Source organism: Streptomyces sp. NPDC001744, assembly GCF_042892575.1.
GTDB lineage: Bacteria > Actinomycetota > Actinomycetes > Streptomycetales > Streptomycetaceae > Streptomyces.
The window spans coordinates 222,532-238,746 of record NZ_JBIAUG010000004.1 but is presented as its reverse complement, the minus strand read 5'-3'; the positions used below and the strand labels follow the sequence as shown (position 1 = coordinate 238,746).

Sequence of the window (16,215 nt, the reverse complement as noted above, 5' to 3'; positions counted from 1 at the left end):
CGAAGCCCGACCGGCCCGAACCCCGCCCGCCCCGAACTCCACCCGCCCCGAATCCCCGCACCGCCGGGTCACCCTCCGTACACCTCCCCGTTCACCCCCGTCTGCGACCATCCCCCGGTGAACTACCAGACCACGCCCGGCGCCCCCGTCCGTTCCGGCATCCCCGAGCACGGCCGCGTCCCCAAGTACTACGCCGTCAAGGCCAGGATCGCCGTGATGGTGGACGAGTTGGGGGAGGGCGGGCGGCTCCCCACCGAACGCGACCTCGCCGTCCGGTACGAGGTGTCCCGCGAGACCGTCCGGCAGGCGCTCCGGGAACTCCTCCTGGAAGGGCGCCTGCGCCGCCGGGGCCGGGGCACGGTCGTGGCGGGCCCCAAGCTGGAACAGCCCCTCTCGCTCGCCAGCTACACGGAGGGCGTGCGCCGTCAGGGGCGCCGCCCCGGCCGCGGCCTGATCTCGCTCGACCGCTTCCCCTGCCCGGAGGCGCTGGCCCCCGAGGTCGGCGCCGAACGGGGCGAACCCGTCTGGCACATGGAGCGGGTGCTGCTCGCCGACGACGAGCGGGTCGGCCTGGAGAGCACGTACGTCTCCGAGGCCCGCGCCCCCCGTCTGGACACCGACTTCGACCCGGACTCCTCCTTCTACTCCTACCTCCACGACCGGCTCGGCATCTCCTTCGGGGACGCCGACGAACGGATCGAGACCGTCCTCGCGACCCCGCGCGAGGCGCTTCTGATCGGCACGCCGCCCGCCCTGCCGATGCTGCTGCTCCACCGCGTCTCCCGGGACACCACCGGCCGCCCCCTGGAACGGGTCCGCACCCTCTACCGGGGCGACCGCTTCAGCTTCACGGCCCGCCTGGGACGCCAGGACTGACCGGACCGCGACCCGGAAGCCCCGGTCGAATAACGGAAAGATAACGGGTCTGGTCCAACCTTGTCGGGCCGTTCACCGTCCCGTCGTCCACCGGCCCCGCCCGGGTCATCCGCCCCCGCGACCGTCGTCGTCATGAAGGTGATCGTCGTAGGAGCCGGCGTGGTGGGAACCATGCACGCCTGGCACGCAGTGGAACGCGGCCACGAGGTCGTACACATCGAGCGCGAGGCCGAGGCGCGCGGGGCCTCCCTCCGCAACTTCGGCCAGATCTGGGTGAGCGGCCGGGCCGGCGGGGAGGAGCTGGAGACCGCCCTGCGCGCCCGGGAGCTCTGGGAGGGCATCGGCGCCCGCGTCCCCGGGATCGGCTTCCGGGCCAACGGCTCCCTCACCCCCGTGCGGAACGACCTCGAACGGGCCGTCGCCGAGGCCGCCGTGGCCCGCCCCGACGCCGCCGCCCGCGGCTACGAGCTGCTCACGGCCGACGAGGCCCGCGCGGTCAACCCCGCCCTGCGCGGAACGTTCGACGCCGCGCTCCGGTGCGAGCGGGACGCCGCCGTCGAGCCCCGCACCGCACAGCTCGCCCTCCGCGAGGCCCTCCTCGCCACCGGCCGCTACACCTTCCTCCCGAACCGCGAGGTCCGGGACGTCGTCACCGCCGACGGGACCGGGTCCAGCGGCGTCCGCGACGACCGGGGTGAGACCCACACCGGCGACGCCGTCGTCCTGTGCACCGGCGCCTGGCTCTCCGGCCTCGTCCGCGAGGTCGCCGGGGAGGTCCCGGTCCGCCGGGTCCGGCTCCAGATGATGCAGACCGACCCCCTCGGGGAGCCGCTGACCACCTCCGTCGCCGACGCGGACTCCTTCCGCTACTACCCGGCCTACGCCTCCGGGGCCCTGGACGCCCTCGAAGCGGGCCAGGCGCAGGACCCCGTCGCCGCCGCCCACCGGATGCAGCTGCTCATGGTGCAGCGCCTCGACGGCGGGCTGACCATCGGCGACACCCACGAGTACGAGCACCCCTTCGCCTTCGACACCCTCGAAGACCCCTACGAGCACCTGACCCGGGTCGTGGAGTCCTTCCTCGGCCGCCCGCTGCCGAGGATCCGGCGCCGCTGGGCCGGGGTGTACGCGCAGTGCGCCGACACCACCCGGGTCGTGCACCGCCAGAAGGTCGGCGAGGGCGTGTGGCTGGTGACCGGGCCCGGCGGCCGGGGCATGACCTGCTCGCCCGCCGTCGCCGAGACGACCGCGAACGAACTGGGCTGGTGAACCCCATGACCACGCAGAACCCGAAGGCCCCCCTGAACCTCGTCGTCCTCGACATGGCCGGCACCACCGTCGCCGACGACGGCCTGGTCGAGCAGGCGTTCACCGTCGCCGCCGAACGCCTCGGCGAGGACCCGGCCGCCATGATCGGCCACGTCCGCGCCACCATGGGCGAGTCCAAGATCTCCGTCTTCCGCCACCTCCTCGGCGGCGACGAGCAGCGCGCGCGACGGGCCAACCTCGCCTTCGAGGAGGCGTACGGGGAACTCGTCGCCGACGGCAGGATCGCCCCGGTCCCCGGCGCCGCCGAGACGATCGCCGCCCTCCGGGAGCAGGGCAGGACCGTCGTCCTCACCACCGGCTTCGCCCGGGTCACCCAGGACGCCATCCTCGACGCCCTCGGCTGGCGCGACCTCGTCGGCCTCACCCTCTGCCCGGCGGACACCGGCGGCCGGGGCCGCCCGTACCCCGACATGGTCCTCGGCGCCTTCCTCCGCACCGGCGCGGTGGACGACGTGCGGCGGATCGTGGTCGCCGGCGACACCTCGTACGACATGCTCTCCGGGGTCCGCTCCGGCGCCGGGATCGTCGCGGGCGTCCTGACCGGCGCCCACGGCGAGGCCGCGCTCACGGAGCACGGCGCCACCCGCGTCCTCGCCTCCGTCGCGGAACTGCCGGAGCTGATACGGGAGTACGAGGCATGACCAGCGGCATCCGGTTCGACGCCGTCTCCGTCGCCTACGGCTCCACCACCGTCCTCGACTCCCTCGACCTGACGGTGGAGCCCGGCGAGGTCATGGCCCTCCTCGGCCCCTCCGGCTCCGGCAAGACGACCGCGCTGCGCGCCGTCGCCGGGTTCGTCCGGCCGGTCTCCGGACGCGTGTTCATCGGGGAGCGGGACGTCACCGACCTGCCGCCGTACCGGCGGGGGATCGGCATGGTCGTCCAGCAGTACGCCCTCTTCCCCCACCTCAGGGTGGACGCCAACGTGGCCTTCGGGCTCAAGGCGCGGAAGGTGCCGAAGGCCGAGATCCCCGGCCGGGTCGCCGAGGCCCTGGAGATGACCGGCATGGCGGCCTACGCCCGCCGCCACCCCCGGGAGCTCTCCGGCGGCCAGCAGCAGCGCGTCGCCATCGCCCGCGCCCTCGCCATCCGCCCCGACGTCCTCCTCCTGGACGAACCGCTCTCGGCGCTCGACGCCCAGCTGCGTTCCGGGATGCTGGCCGAACTCGCCCGGCTCCACCGCGAGCTGCCGGACGTGTCGATCCTGTACGTCACCCACGACCAGGTCGAGGCGCTGACCCTCGCGGACCGGATCGCCGTCATGGACCGGGCCCGGCTCCGGGACTGCGGCACCCCGCAGGACCTGTACCGCAGGCCCCGCACCGGGTTCACCGCCTCCTTCGTCGGCAACGCCAACCTGCTGCCGGTGACGGTGGGCGCGGACGGGGTGGCCTTCGCGGGCACGGAGCTGAAGGTCGCCACCGGGGGAGCCGCCCCCGGCGCGGGCGCCACCCTCTGCGTCCGCCCCCACCTCGTCGGCCTCGGGGAGGGGCCGAACGCCCTGCGGGGCCGGATCGCCGAGGTCCAGTGGCGCGGCTCCACCCACCGGCTGTACGTGGAGGTGGACGGCCACCGGGTGAAGGCGGACGTGCGGGAGCTGCGGGAGACCCCGGCGCTCGGCACCGAGGTCACCCTGCACTTCGCCCCCGACGACGCGGTCCTCCTGGCGGCGGGGGTGACCGGTGACTAGCACCCTCACCCCCGCCGCCCCCACCGCCCCGGCGGGCGTCCCGGCCGCGCCCGGGACGCGGGCCCCCCGTACCGCCCCCGCCTGGGTGTGGGCCCTGCCGCCCGTCGCCGTCCTCGGCCTCGTCTTCCTCTACCCGCTCGCCCTCGTCGTCCAGGAGTCCCTGGAGCCCGGCGCGTACGCCCGGGTCTTCGCCTCGGCGTCCTTCCGCGACGCCCTCGTCACCACCGTCTGGCTCGCCGTCGCCTCCACCGCCGGCTGCCTGGTGCTCGGCTTCGTCCTCGCGCTCGTCATCGCGTTCGTGCCCTTCCCCGGCGCGAAGGCGGTGGCGAAGTTCATCGACGTCTTCCTCTCCTTCCCGTCCTTCCTCGTCACGCTCGCCCTGCTCTTCCTCTACGGCACGGTCGGCATGGCCAACGGGCTCTGGACCGGCGTCACCGGCGCCGCCACCGGGCCCTTCCAGTTCCTGACCACTCCGTGGGGCGTCCTGCTCGCCGAGATCACGTACTTCACCCCCTTCGTGATGCGGCCCCTGCTCGCCGCCTTCTCGCAGCTCGACACGGCCCAGCTGGAGGTGGCGTCCTCGCTCGGCGCCCGGCCGGCGCGGATCGTCCGGCAGGTGATCCTGCCCGAGGCGCTGCCCGCGCTCGCGGCCGGCGGCAGCCTCGTCCTCGTCCTGTGCCTGAACGAGTTCGGGATCGTCCTCTTCACCGGCGCCAAGGGCGTCACGACCCTCCCGACGCTCGTCTACGGCAAGGCGATCCTCGAATCCGACTACGCCGCCGCCTGCGTCGTCGCCGTCGTCAACGTCGCCCTCTCCGTGGGCCTCTACACCCTCTACCGGGGGGTGAGCCGCCGTGCTGGTGCATAGCCGTACGGGCCGCTGGACGGCCTGGGCCCTGTTCGCGGTCCTCTTCGTGCCGCTCTTCGCCCTGCCGCTCCTCGTCGTCCTCGCCGCCTCCTTCTCCACCCACTGGTCCGGCGCCCTCCCCTCCGGGCCCACCACCGCCCACTACGCGGCGGCCGTGCGCGGCGAATCCCTCCAGGCCCTCACCACCAGCCTGGCCACGGCCGTCGCCGCGAGCCTGGTCGCGCTGACCGCCGGCACCTGGGCCGCGCTCGCCGCGGCGGCCCTCGGCAGGCGCGGCGGGCGGATCATGGGCGCGCTGTTCGTGCTGCCGGTCGCCGTCCCGTCGGTGGTGGTCGGCCTCGCCGTCCTCGTCGCCTTCTCCCGGCCGCCGGTGCTCCTCAACGGCACCCGCTGGATCGTGATCCTCGCCCACACCGTGCTCGTCACCGCCTTCGCGTACCAGTCGGTCACGGCCGCGATCCGGCGCCTGGACCCGGTGTACGAGCAGGCCGCGGCCGGTCTCGGGGCCCGCCCCGCGTACGTGCTGTTCCGGGTGAGGCTCCCGCTCCTGCTGCCGTCCCTGAACGCGGCGGCCGGGCTCTGCTTCGCCCTCTCCATGGGCGAGCTGAGCGCCACGACGATGCTCTACCCGCCGGACTGGATGCCGCTCCCGGTGCTCGTCTTCACCGCCACGGACCGGGGCTCGCTCTTCACCGGCTCGGCCCTCGCCGTGGTCCTCATGACCACGACCCTGCTCGTCCTGCTCGCCGTCTCCCGCATCCGTACCAAAGCCTCGTACCGCTAGGAGAGAACAACGTCATGCGCACCCTGCCCACGGCCGCCGCCGTCACCGGCGCCCTCGTCCTCGCCGCCTCCCTCACCGCCTGCGGCGGCTCGTCCGCCGCCTCCGACGAGAAGGTCGTCACCGTCTACAGCGCCGACGGCCTCAAGGGCGAGGCGGGCGACGGCTGGTACGACAAGGTCTTCGCGGACTTCGAGAAGCAGACCGGCATCAAGGTCAAGTACGTCGAGGGGGGCTCCGGCGAGATGGTGCAGCGCGCCCTCCGCGAGAAGAGCAACACCCAGGCCGACGTCCTCGTCACCCTGCCGCCCTTCATCCAGCAGGCCGGCTCCAAGGGGCTGCTCCAGGCGTACGCGCCGCGGGACGCCGACCGGGTGGACGGCGCCGACAAGGCCGCCGACGGCACCTGGACCTCCGTCGTCAACAACTACTTCGGCTTCGTCCACAACAAGAAGGAGCTGCCGACGGCCCCGAAGACCTGGGAGGAGCTGCTCGACGCGAAGTTCAAGAACCGGCTCCAGTACTCCACCCCCGGCGTCGCGGGCGACGGCACCGCCGTCCTCATCAAGGCCGTGCACGACTTCGGCGGCCGCGAACCGGCCATGGAGTACCTGAAGAGGCTCCAGGCCAACAACGTCGGCCCGTCCTCCTCCACCTCCAAGCTCGCCCCCAAGGTGGACAAGGGCGAACTCCTCGTCGCCAACGGCGACGTCCAGATGAACTTCGCCCAGTCCGCGTCCATGCCGAACCTCGGCATCTGGTTCCCCGCCCGGGAGAACGGAAAGCCCACCACCTTCGCCCTGCCGTACGCCGCCGGCCTGGTGAACAAGGCCCCGCACGCCGAGAACGGCAGGAAGCTCCTCGACTTCCTGCTGAGCGAGAAGGCCCAGCGCGAGGTCAGCGCCGTCGGCGGCGGCTTCCCCGCCCGCAAGGACGTCAAGCCCGCCGACGCCAACGCCCTCGCGCTCGCCAGGATCATGGAGGGCGTCGAGGTCTTCGAGCCGGACTGGGCCGACATCGACAAGAACCTGACGGCGTACGTCGACGCGTGGAAGACCGCCACCGGAAGCTGAGAGTTCACCGTACGGCTCTGGAACACCCGTGCGGATCGCGGAAGGATAACGGGTACGGACCCAACGCCCCTGCGCAATCAGGGGCGTTGGCCCGTGTCCGGAACCTTTCCGCCCCCCTTCACGGAGGACTCCGACATGCCGCTCACCGGCATCTCCCGCCGCACCGTGCTCACCGCCGCAGGCGTCACCGCCGCCGTCGCCGCCACCGGACTCGCCACCGGCCCCGCGGCCCGGGCGGCCACCGCCGCCGTCCCGGTGCTCCCCGACGGCACCAGCAAGGACAAGGTGCTCGTCGTCGGCATGGACGGCCTGCGGTACGACCGGATCGACGCCGCCAAGGCACCGAACCTCAAGGCCCTGATGGCGAAGGGCACCTACGGCCGCTCCCTCCTCTACGCCAACCCGATGGCCGCCACCTCCTCCGGCCCCGGCTGGTCCACGATCTCCACCGGCGTCTGGCCCGACAAGCACGGCGTCAGGGACAACACCTTCACCGGCAAGAACTACGGCCGCTACCCCGGCTTCCTCGCCCGCCTGAACCAGGTCCGCCCCGGCCTCTCCCTCTTCGCCGCCGTCGACTGGCCCGAACTCGACACCCACGGCACCGTCACCCCCGGCGCCGACGCCAAGCTGGTCTACGACAACAACTACGTCGTCAACGACAAGGTGATCACCGACATCACCGAGTCCGTCCTGCGCGACCAGAACCCCGACGTCCTCTTCGTCTACTTCGGCGAGACCGACGAGATCGGCCACAACTACGGCGCCGCGCACGCCAAGTACCTCGAAGCCATCGACGTCCAGGACGCCTACCTCGGCCGGCTCCTCGCCGCGATCGAGGCCCGCCCGTCGTACGCCACGGAGCGCTGGACCGTCATCGTCGCCACCGACCACGGCCACACCGACGCCGGCGGCCACGGCGGCTCCGGCATCGAGGAGCGGCGCACCTTCGTCCTCGCCCAGGGCCCCGGCATCGCCGCCGGCGCCCGCCCGATCGACACGCGCCTGGTCGACGTCGCCGCCACCGTCTTCCACCAGCTCGGCATCGTCCCCGACCCGTCCTGGGGCCTGGACGGCAAGCCGGTCCAGGAGCGCTCCGCCGACCCCTTCGACACCCTGTACGGGTCGCTGGGCGGCCGCGTGGACGAGACCGGCATCCCCGCCGGGATCCTCGGCTTCACCCACACCGCGCCCAGCGGCTGGTCGGTCGTCAACAACGCCATGGGCACCGGCGGCGTGACCGAGTGGCGCGGCTGGTCCTTCACCACCGACGAGTTCTGGACCCGCGCCCAGCGCGACCAGTCCCGCGAGCTGAACGTCCGCGCCCGGGGCGTCTTCGCCGTCGCCGACTCCGACGAGTGGGCCGACAAGGGCTTCTCCGGCACCTTCGACTCCACCCTGGTCACGCCCGCGCACCCCGTGTCCGGCGCGTCCTCGGTCACCCTCGGCTTCACCACCCTCTACCGGCAGGAGGGCGCGCAGACCGCCCAGGTCCTGGCGAGCTTCAACGGCGGCACCCCGACCGTGGTCAAGAGCTACACCGCCGACGTCCTCTCCCAGCCGCAGTCCCTCACGGTCCCGGTCCCGCCCGGCGCCTCCACCGTGAACTTCCGCTTCCGCTACACCGGCGGCAACAACTGGTACTGGACGGTCGACGGGGTGCGGATCACCGCGTCCTGACCCTCCCGGGGGCGCCGCCGCGGCGCGGGCGCGGCGCCCCCGGGCCGGTGCCGCCCCGGACCGCGCGGCCGCGCGCCGGGGTCCCGCTTCCGGTCCGCCCGGCGCGGCCCCCAGGGCCTACCCTGGGGGCGTCGCCACAGCGCAGTCGCGGCGCGCCCAGCACCCCGCACACATGTACGGCAGGAGTCCCGCACCCATGGCAGAGCGCAAGCCGATCGAATCCTGGCTCACCGACATGGACGGCGTCCTCATCCACGAGGGCGTGCCGATCCCCGGCGCCGACGCGTTCATCAAGAAGCTGCGGGAGACCGGGAAGCCCTTCCTGGTCCTCACCAACAACTCGATCTACACCGCCCGCGACCTGCACGCCCGTCTCGCCCGGATGGGTCTCGACGTGCCCGTCGAGAACATCTGGACCTCCGCCCTCGCCACCGCCAAGTTCCTCGACGACCAGCGCCCCGGCGGCACCGCGTACGTCATCGGCGAGGCCGGTCTCACCACCGCGCTGCACGACATCGGCTACGTCCTCACCGACCACGACCCGGACTACGTGGTCCTCGGCGAGACCCGTACGTACTCCTTCGAGGCGATGACCAAGGCCGTCCGGCTCATCAACGCGGGCGCGCGCTTCATCTGCACCAACCCCGACGAGACCGGCCCCTCCCTGGAGGGCCCGCTCCCCGCCACCGGCTCGGTCGCCGCGCTGATCACCAAGGCCACCGGCAAGGAGCCGTACTTCGCGGGCAAGCCCAACCCGCTCATGATGCGCACCGGCCTCAACGCGATCGGCGCCCACTCCGAGACCAGCGCCATGATCGGCGACCGGATGGACACCGACATCCTGGCCGGTCTGGAGGCGGGCATGCAGACCTTCCTCGTCCTGACCGGCCTGACGACCCGGGCCGAGGTGGACCGCTACCCGTTCCGCCCGTCCAAGACCGTCGACTCGATCGCGGACCTCGTCGACCGCGTCTGACCCCCGTGGGGGCCCGGCCCGGACACCCGGCCGGGTCCCCCGGGATGCGAGGAGCGCCGGAACGGGTGACCCTGCCAGTACCAGGAGGTCACGATGCGTTCAGGCTCCATTGCTCTCCGCGCCGCAGGGGCGGCCTTGGTGTTCGTGCTGGCGCCGTCGGCGGGCGGCGCGCACGCCCACGACGGGGTGGGGGTCACCGTCACCCCGTCCGCGGCCTCGCCCGGCGACGACCTGGACGTGCGCGTCCTGGGCTGCGCGGGGGCGACCGGCGTCGCCACGTCCCCCGCGTTCGCCGCCGCGGCCGAACTCGCCGGCCGGGACGGCGGGCACTCCCCGCTGTACGGCGACACCGGCGTGAAGGCCGGACTGGAGAGCGGTACGTACCCGGTCGACGTGGTCTGCGACGGCCACCGGCACCGGGACGCCGGTGTCGTGCGGATCGGGAGCCGCGAGCCGGCCCGGGTCGCCCCGGTCCGCGCGGGCGGGGGCGCCGCCGTCTTCGCCGCCCCGGCCGCCCCCGGCGTCGCGCAGGCCGCCGGCGAGAACGGCCTCGGCACCCCGTACACCGTGATCGGCCTCGGCCTGGCCGCCGTCGCCGCCGTGGCGGTCGCCTTCCGCAGCTCCCGCCGTCGCGACGACGGCCCCGGTACGGGAACGGCGGACTGAGGACGGAAACGACGAAGGCCCCTCACCACCGGTGAGGGGCCTTCGCTCTGCGTGCGCCGCCAGGGACTCGAACCCCGGACCCGCTGATTAAGAGTCAGCTGCTCTAACCAACTGAGCTAGCGGCGCCTGCTGACAGAGAGAACTCTACCCGACGTGGAGACGTGCTCCTGACCAATAACCGCCCCTCCGGCCTGTCGGATGGTCTTATCAGTCCTCCGATCGGTCAAAATGCGACTTGTCCGGACAGTTAAGACATGGCCGTCCCCGGGCGGCCGAAGAGATCTTGACGAGTGTGGAGGGGAAGCGCATGAGCGTGCTGGTCTTCGAGGAGTTCGAACCGGCGGCCGACTGCGGCTGCCCCGGCTGTGCCCGGCAGCGGCGCGACCTCGCCCTCGGCCTGCCGGTCCGGTCGGGCGGCCACCCGGCCGCGCACGGCGCCCGCCGCGCCCTGGTCCTGATGACGGCGGCGGGCGTGGTCCTGGGCGGGGCCGGGGCTGCCACCGCCTTTCCCTGCGCGCCGGGCCCGTTCGTCCCGGCGGACCCGGCGCCGGGCGACGGGACGGACCCGGCGGACGCCCCGGCGGGCGCGGCGACGGCCCCCGCGCCGGCCGGGACGGTGCCGGACACGCCGCAGGGCGGGCCGGAGCCGCTGTACGGCGCGCCGGGTTCCGGTCCCCGCCCGGCCCCCGGCGCCACCCCGACGGCGGGGCAGGTCGCGACGGGGGAGGCCGTGACGGGACAGGCCGTGACGGGGGAGGCCGCGACCGGCGCGGTGCGCACGACGACCCGCACCGAGATCATCAACCGCGCCAAGGGATGGGTTGCCGCGCAGGTCCCGTACTCCATGACCGCGTACGGGGCGGACGGGTACCGCCGGGACTGTTCCGGCTACGTCTCCATGGCCTGGGACCTGGGCCGCAACGAGTGGACCGGCAGCCTCGGCGCCTTCGGCGAGCGGATCGACCGTGCCGACCTCCAGCCCGGCGACATCCTGCTCTTCCACAACCCGGCCGACCCGTCCCGGGGCTCCCACGTCACGATCTTCGGCGGCTGGACCGACTACACGCACACCTCCTACCTCGCGTACGAGCAGACCAGGCCGCACACGCGAAAACAGGCCACGCCGATGGCGTACTGGGAGAACGGCGACCGGTACGTGGCCTACCGGTACAAGGGCCTGGGGACCGCCGGCGGCACCGGGAGCGGGGCGGAGCCCGTGGCGACGCCCTTCCCCGGTGCGGCGGCGTTCGGGCCGGGCGCGGACAACGCGTACGTCACCCAGCTCGGGAACCTGCTCGTCGCACGCGGCGGCAAGAGGTTCTACAGCCGGGGGCCCGGCCCGAAGTGGGGAGAGGCGGACCGGCGGGCCACCGAGGCGTTCCAGCTCGCGCAGGGCTGGCGGGGCAAGGAGGCGGACGGCCTGCCCGGCCCCGACACGTGGCGGCTCCTCGTGACCGGCGGCGGCAGGGACATCGGCGGTTCGAGTGGTTCGGGCGGTCCGGACGCGCATGCGCCGGCGTTCCCCGGGCGTGGCTCCTTCCGTCCGGGACAGTCCAACGCATATGTGAAGAAGCTGGGCGAACAACTGGTGAGGCGGGGCTTCGGCAAGCACTACCTGTCGGGACCCGGTCCGCGCTGGACGGAGGCGGACCGCCGCAACGTCGAGGCGTTCCAGCGGGCACAGGGCTGGCGCGGCGGAGCGGCCGACGGCTATCCGGGCCCGGAGACCTGGCGGCGCTTGTTCCGATGAACCGAGACCATGAGGTGGACCCCGAATGACGGCACCGACCCCGAACCCCGCGGACTCCGGAGCGGCGGCCTCGCGCGACGCGGCCCGCACGGCCAGACGCCTGACGGACGGCACCCTCCCGCGCACGTCCCCGCCCCCGGCCGGCCGGTCCGCGACGGCCGGGACCATGGAGGGCGGACCCGTGACGAACCGGCCCGAGGGGGCCGGACTCATGACGGCCGGGCCTGTGACGGCCGGGCCCATGACGACCGGACCCGTGGCGACCGGGCCTGTGACGGCCGGACCCATGGAGGCCGGACCCATGACGGCCGGGCCCGTGGAGGCCGGACCCGTGACGATCCGGTCCGTGGAGGCCGGGGCCCTGACGACGGTCGAGGCTCCGGTGACCCCGTCCCCGGCGGACCGGGTCCTGGCGGACCTGACCCCGTCGGACCTGGCCCCGGCGGCTCCGCTCCGGACGCCGCCGGAGGAGCGCCCGGCACCGGCACCCGTTTCCGGTACGGGGCCCACCCCTGTCTCCGGTACGGCATCGAACCCCGTCTCCGCTACGGCGGCCGCTCCCGGACCGGACGCGGTGTCCGTCGTACCGGAGCCCCCCCGTACCGAAACCGCCCCGGCCCCCTCGCCGGAGGCGGCGAAGGAGACGACGGCCCCGGCGGCGGAAGAGGTCCCGGTGGTGGGGGAAGCCCCGGCGCCGGAAGAAGTTCCGGTGGCGGAGGAAACCCCTGTGGCGGAAGAGGCCCCGGCGACGGAAGAGGCCCCGGCTGCTCAGGGCCCCGAGGAGTCCCCGCCCCCGGCCGTGGCCTCCGCCCCCGCCGTCGAGGACCGCCCCGCGCCGACCGGGAAGCCAGGCGTTCCGGTATCCCCGGCGCACGAGCGCGCCCCCGTCCCCGAGGCCCCCGCCACCACTCCCGAGTCCTCCGTCCCCGAGGCCCCTGCCGCCACTCCCGAGTCCTCCGTCCCCGAGTCCTCCGCCCCCAAGGGCCTCACCACTCCCGAGACCCCGGCCCCCGAGACCCCGGCCCCCGAGATCCCGGCCTCAGGGGCCCCCGCCACCCCCGGACCCCCCGCCTCCGAGGCGGCCCCCCCTCCAGCTCCCCCCGCTTCCCCGGCCTCCCCTGCCCCTCCTGCCCCTTCTGTCTCCCCGACCCCCCGGCCCCCCGTCGCCCCCGACTTCGCCCGGATCAAGGGGGCGAAGGTCGCCACCGTCGCCGTGCCCGTGGCCGGTGTGGTGCGGGTGGCGCGGCGGAGGAACGTGATCGGGACCGACACCACCGGCTCCATCCCGGTCCACCTGCTCTTCCGGGACGAGCCGAGGGCCGCCGCCCGTACCGCGACGGACGGCGACGGGGGCCCCGACACCGTCGCCATGGCCGCGCCCACCCCCGTGCGGAAGGACCGCGCGCCCGTCGCCCCGGGCCCGTCGGGACCCCGGGTCCCGGGGCGGGCCGAACGGACGCCCGAACCCCCGCCCCGTACGAAGGCCAGGTCCAAGGCCCGGCACGCGGCCCCGCTCCTCTCCACCCGCCCGGCCCCCACCGCCGACCCCTCCCTCGTCGAGCGCCCCGCGACGGCGCTGCCCGGCTGGGTCGGGGTGACCGCCGGGGCCCTGGCGCTGTTCTGGTGCGCGGCGGTCGTGTGGTGGACGGGCGCGGTGCCCACCGGGGCGGCGCGGGCGCTGGGGCTGCCGGACCGCCCGTACCTCGGCGTCCGCCTCGGCCACTGGTTCTTCCTCGGCATGGGGCTGGCGGCCGCGCTCCTCGCGTTCGGCGGCCTCGGCCGGGGCCGGGTCGGGCACGCCTGGGTGCTGACCCTGTTCGGCGACTACCGCGGCACGGTCCGCCGCACCGGCCTGGTCTGGGTCGGCCCGCTGCTGCTGCGCCGCCGGGTGGACGTACGGCTCCGGCACTGGCGCAGCGAGCCGCTGCCGGCCGTGGACGCCAAGGGCACCGCGCTCGACGTGGTGGTCCTGGTGGTCTGGCGGGTGCGGGACACGGCCCGGGCGGCCCTCGGGGTGGAGGGGCACGAGCAGTACCTGCGGGAGCAGGTGGAGGCGGCGGTGGCCCGGGTGCTCTCGCAGCTCCCGGCGGACGCGTTCCACGAGGACGCGCCGACGCTCCGGGACGCGGAGGCGGTCGGCGAGGCCCTGACGCGGATGCTATCGGCCGAGTGCGCCCCGGTCGGGCTCGACGTCTTCTCGGCGCAGCCGACGCGGATCGAGTACGCCCCCGAGCTCGCGGCGGCGATGCGGCGGCGGCGGATCGCGGCGCTCGACGCTAAGCACCGGGACAGCATCCTCACGTCGGTCGTGGACGCGGTGGACGACGTGGTCCACCGGCTGACCAGTCGTGGTCTGGTGGAGCTGGACGACTACGAGCGCAAGGTGCTGGTCAAGGACCTGACGGTGGCGTTCTACACGGGCCGGACCGCTCCCGCCGAGGGGGCGTGAGGGGATGGACAGGGTCAACTTCTCTCCCTACCTTGGTACTTGGTCCAGACCAAAGTGAGCCATCCGTGGTGCGCCACCACCCGCGACAGCGACGGTGACGCACCACGGCCGGCCCTGCCCGCACGCGTGCGCCAAGGCCCGACGGATCCCCCCCACGTTCTCTGGAGCGACAGCATGCGCAAAAAGTCAGTCGGAGCGACGGTGGTGGCGCTCGGCGTCGCCGGCGTCACCCTCCTCGGCACCGGCACCGCCGGCAGCCACGGCTACACCGACTCGCCGATCAGCCGCCAGAAGCTCTGTGCCAACGGCACGGTGTCCAACTGCGGCAACATCCAGTGGGAGCCGCAGTCGGTCGAGGGGCTCAAGGGCTTCCCGGCCGCCGGACCCGCGGACGGCAGGATCTGTTCCGGCGGGAACGCCCCGTTCGCCGAACTCGACGACCCGCGCGGCGGCACCTGGCCCGCGACGAGCCTCACGGCGGGGCAGAGCTACACCTTCCGCTGGCAGTTCACGGCCCGCCACCGCACCACCGACTTCAAGTACTACATCACCAAGAACGGCTGGGACCCGACCCAGAAGCTCACCCGGGCCGCCCTGGATCCCCAGCCGTTCCTGACCGTCCCCTACAACAACCAGCAGCCGCCGGCGACCCTCTCGCACTCCGGTACCGTCCCGGCGGGCAAGACGGGCCGCCACCTCATCCTGGCGGTGTGGACGGTCGCGGACACCGCGAACGCCTTCTACGCCTGCTCGGACGTCAAGTTCTGACGGAACACCGTCACCCCGGCCGGGGCGCGAGCCGCGCCCCGGCCGGGGTGACGGTGGCGTCCGGTGCGCGGGACGCGACGAAAAAAAGGCCCCCCGCTTTCGCGAGGGGCCTTCTCCGTCGGTGCGCCGCCAGGGACTCGAACCCCGGACCCGCTGATTAAGAGTCAGCTGCTCTAACCAACTGAGCTAGCGGCGCCGGCTGACAGAGAAAATACTACCCGGTCCCGCGGAGTGCTCCGGACCACCTCGCGGGACGGCCGTCAGATCGCCAGCGAGAGCACCACCGGGGCGGCCCTGCGGTTGAGCGTGTCCGCCGCCGCGCGCAGCCGGTGGGCGTGCTCGATCGGCAGCGAGAGCGCCAGGCAGCCCACGGCCGCGCCCGCCGTCAGCGGCACGGCGGCGCAGACCGTGCCCACCGCGTACTCCTGGAGGTCGAGCACGGGGACGGTGGCCGGCTGGCTGTCCAGCTTGGAGAAGAGGACGCGCTCGCTGGTGATGGTCCGGGAGGTGAGCCGGGCGATCCGGTGCCGGGAGAGGTGGTCCCGCCGCCCGTTCTGGTCGAGCTGGGTGAGCAGGCACTTGCCGACCGCGCTGGCGTGCGCCGCCGAGCGGAAGTCGACCCACTCGTTGACCTTGGGCGTGCGCGGACCGTCCGCGAACTGGGTGATCTTCACCTCGCCGTCGATGTACCGGCTGATGTAGACGGCCGCGCCGACGGAGTCGCGCAGCTCGGTCAGGGTCTCCTGGAGCTTGGCCTCCAGGGCTTCGCGGCGGGTCGTGCCGGAGCCGAGGAGGACGAGGGAGTCCCCGACCACGTACGCCCCGTCGGCGACCTGCTCGACGTACCCCTCGCGGCGGAGCATGAGGAGGAGCGAGGACAGGTGGGCCACGGGGAGGCCGGTCTCGCGCGCGATCTGGACGTCCGTCACTCCGCCGCCGTGCCGGGAGATCGTTTCGAGTACGCGCAGGGCGTACTGCACCGAGTGGAACGGCGCGGTGGGCTCGGGCTTCAGCGCCACGGTTTCCCCCTACCAGGTTGTGACCGCTAGCTTTCGTCCCAAGATAGCCGCCAAGGGCCCTTCGGAGGGGGGCTGTTGGCGAGAATGATGCGGGCGGTCCGGCCCGTACGCCGGGCCGCGCCACGCTGGCATATGCCGGTGTCATGGGTTTCAGGCAGAACCTCAGGTCAGGGACCTGCGCGGAAGCCCTCGTCCGTGCGTTCGACCGGGGGAGAGGAAGAGATTTTTCGCGGAGAAACGGTTCCGGCGCCCCCTCTCCCCGGTGGCCGGGAACACACGTGTCCCCTCTC

14 protein-coding genes and 2 tRNA genes are annotated in these 16,215 nt (G+C 73.7%); 13 read left to right on the top strand and 3 right to left on the bottom strand.

All coding sequences use genetic code 11. The features are described 5' to 3' along the window. Positions 1-117: 117 nt before the first annotated feature. From ACFYZY_RS07265 to ACFYZY_RS07220, 10 genes are all read left to right on the top strand, one after another. Positions 118-876, top strand: a complete 759-nt coding sequence (locus tag ACFYZY_RS07265) for a GntR family transcriptional regulator (protein WP_388690283.1) — start codon at positions 118-120, stop codon at positions 874-876. Positions 877-1,008: 132 nt separating this feature from the next. After that, positions 1,009-2,145, top strand: a complete 1,137-nt coding sequence (locus ACFYZY_RS07260) for a TIGR03364 family FAD-dependent oxidoreductase (RefSeq protein ID WP_388690281.1) — start codon at positions 1,009-1,011, stop codon at positions 2,143-2,145. A gap of 5 nt (positions 2,146-2,150) precedes the next feature. Then, positions 2,151-2,846, top strand: a complete 696-nt coding sequence (locus ACFYZY_RS07255; RefSeq protein WP_388690280.1) for a phosphonatase-like hydrolase — start codon at positions 2,151-2,153, stop codon at positions 2,844-2,846. After that, positions 2,843-3,895, top strand: a complete 1,053-nt coding sequence (locus ACFYZY_RS07250) for an ABC transporter ATP-binding protein (RefSeq protein WP_388690278.1) — start codon at positions 2,843-2,845, stop codon at positions 3,893-3,895. Before ACFYZY_RS07255 ends, ACFYZY_RS07250 begins: the two co-directional genes overlap by 4 nt. After that, positions 3,888-4,763, top strand: coding sequence for a 2-aminoethylphosphonate ABC transporter permease subunit (locus tag ACFYZY_RS07245; RefSeq protein WP_388690277.1), 876 nt, complete (start codon positions 3,888-3,890; stop codon positions 4,761-4,763). Before ACFYZY_RS07250 ends, ACFYZY_RS07245 begins: the two co-directional genes overlap by 8 nt. After that, entirely contained in the window at positions 4,750-5,547 is a 798-nt protein-coding gene (locus ACFYZY_RS07240; protein WP_388690275.1) for an ABC transporter permease, read from the top strand. The genes ACFYZY_RS07245 and ACFYZY_RS07240 overlap by 14 nt, the downstream gene beginning before the upstream one ends. A 14-nt stretch (positions 5,548-5,561) precedes the next feature. Continuing rightward, positions 5,562-6,617: a 2-aminoethylphosphonate ABC transporter substrate-binding protein gene (locus ACFYZY_RS07235; protein WP_388690274.1), complete on the top strand. Its 1,056-nt coding sequence runs from the start codon at positions 5,562-5,564 to the stop codon at positions 6,615-6,617. A gap of 135 nt (positions 6,618-6,752) precedes the next feature. After that, positions 6,753-8,297 (top strand): alkaline phosphatase family protein, encoded by a 1,545-nt coding sequence (locus ACFYZY_RS07230; RefSeq protein ID WP_388690273.1) that lies wholly within the window; start codon positions 6,753-6,755, stop codon positions 8,295-8,297. A gap of 196 nt (positions 8,298-8,493) precedes the next feature. Next, positions 8,494-9,273 carry an HAD-IIA family hydrolase gene (locus ACFYZY_RS07225; protein ID WP_388690272.1) on the top strand — a complete coding sequence of 260 codons (780 nt, stop codon included), beginning with the start codon at positions 8,494-8,496 and terminating at the stop codon, positions 9,271-9,273. A 93-nt stretch (positions 9,274-9,366) separates the two neighbouring features. Next, the gene (locus tag ACFYZY_RS07220; protein WP_388690270.1) at positions 9,367-9,939 is read left to right on the top strand and encodes a hypothetical protein; all 573 of its coding nucleotides are present in this window, start codon (positions 9,367-9,369) and stop codon (positions 9,937-9,939) included. A gap of 52 nt (positions 9,940-9,991) precedes the next feature. Here the strand turns inward: ACFYZY_RS07220 and ACFYZY_RS07215 are convergent. Beyond that, a tRNA-Lys gene (locus ACFYZY_RS07215) sits at positions 9,992-10,065 on the bottom strand. A 181-nt stretch (positions 10,066-10,246) separates the two neighbouring features. Here ACFYZY_RS07215 and ACFYZY_RS07210 point away from each other — a divergent pair. The 3 genes from ACFYZY_RS07210 (at position 10,247) to ACFYZY_RS07200 (ending at position 14,906) form a co-directional block, all read left to right on the top strand. Then, positions 10,247-11,689: a peptidoglycan-binding protein gene (locus ACFYZY_RS07210; protein ID WP_388690268.1), complete on the top strand. Its 1,443-nt coding sequence runs from the start codon at positions 10,247-10,249 to the stop codon at positions 11,687-11,689. A 727-nt stretch (positions 11,690-12,416) separates the two neighbouring features. After that, positions 12,417-14,138: an SPFH domain-containing protein gene (locus ACFYZY_RS07205; protein WP_388690266.1), complete on the top strand. Its 1,722-nt coding sequence runs from the start codon at positions 12,417-12,419 to the stop codon at positions 14,136-14,138. A gap of 174 nt (positions 14,139-14,312) precedes the next feature. Next, on the top strand, positions 14,313-14,906 hold the full coding sequence (locus ACFYZY_RS07200; protein ID WP_388690264.1) for a lytic polysaccharide monooxygenase: 594 nt from the start codon (positions 14,313-14,315) through the stop codon (positions 14,904-14,906). Between the two features lie 122 nt (positions 14,907-15,028). Here the strand turns inward: ACFYZY_RS07200 and ACFYZY_RS07195 are convergent. Continuing rightward, positions 15,029-15,102: transfer RNA gene (locus tag ACFYZY_RS07195), tRNA-Lys, on the bottom strand. Between the two features lie 64 nt (positions 15,103-15,166). Then, complete coding sequence (locus ACFYZY_RS07190) at positions 15,167-15,925, bottom strand: IclR family transcriptional regulator (protein ID WP_388690263.1); 759 nt, start codon at positions 15,923-15,925, stop codon at positions 15,167-15,169. Between the last annotated feature and the right edge of the window lie 290 nt (positions 15,926-16,215).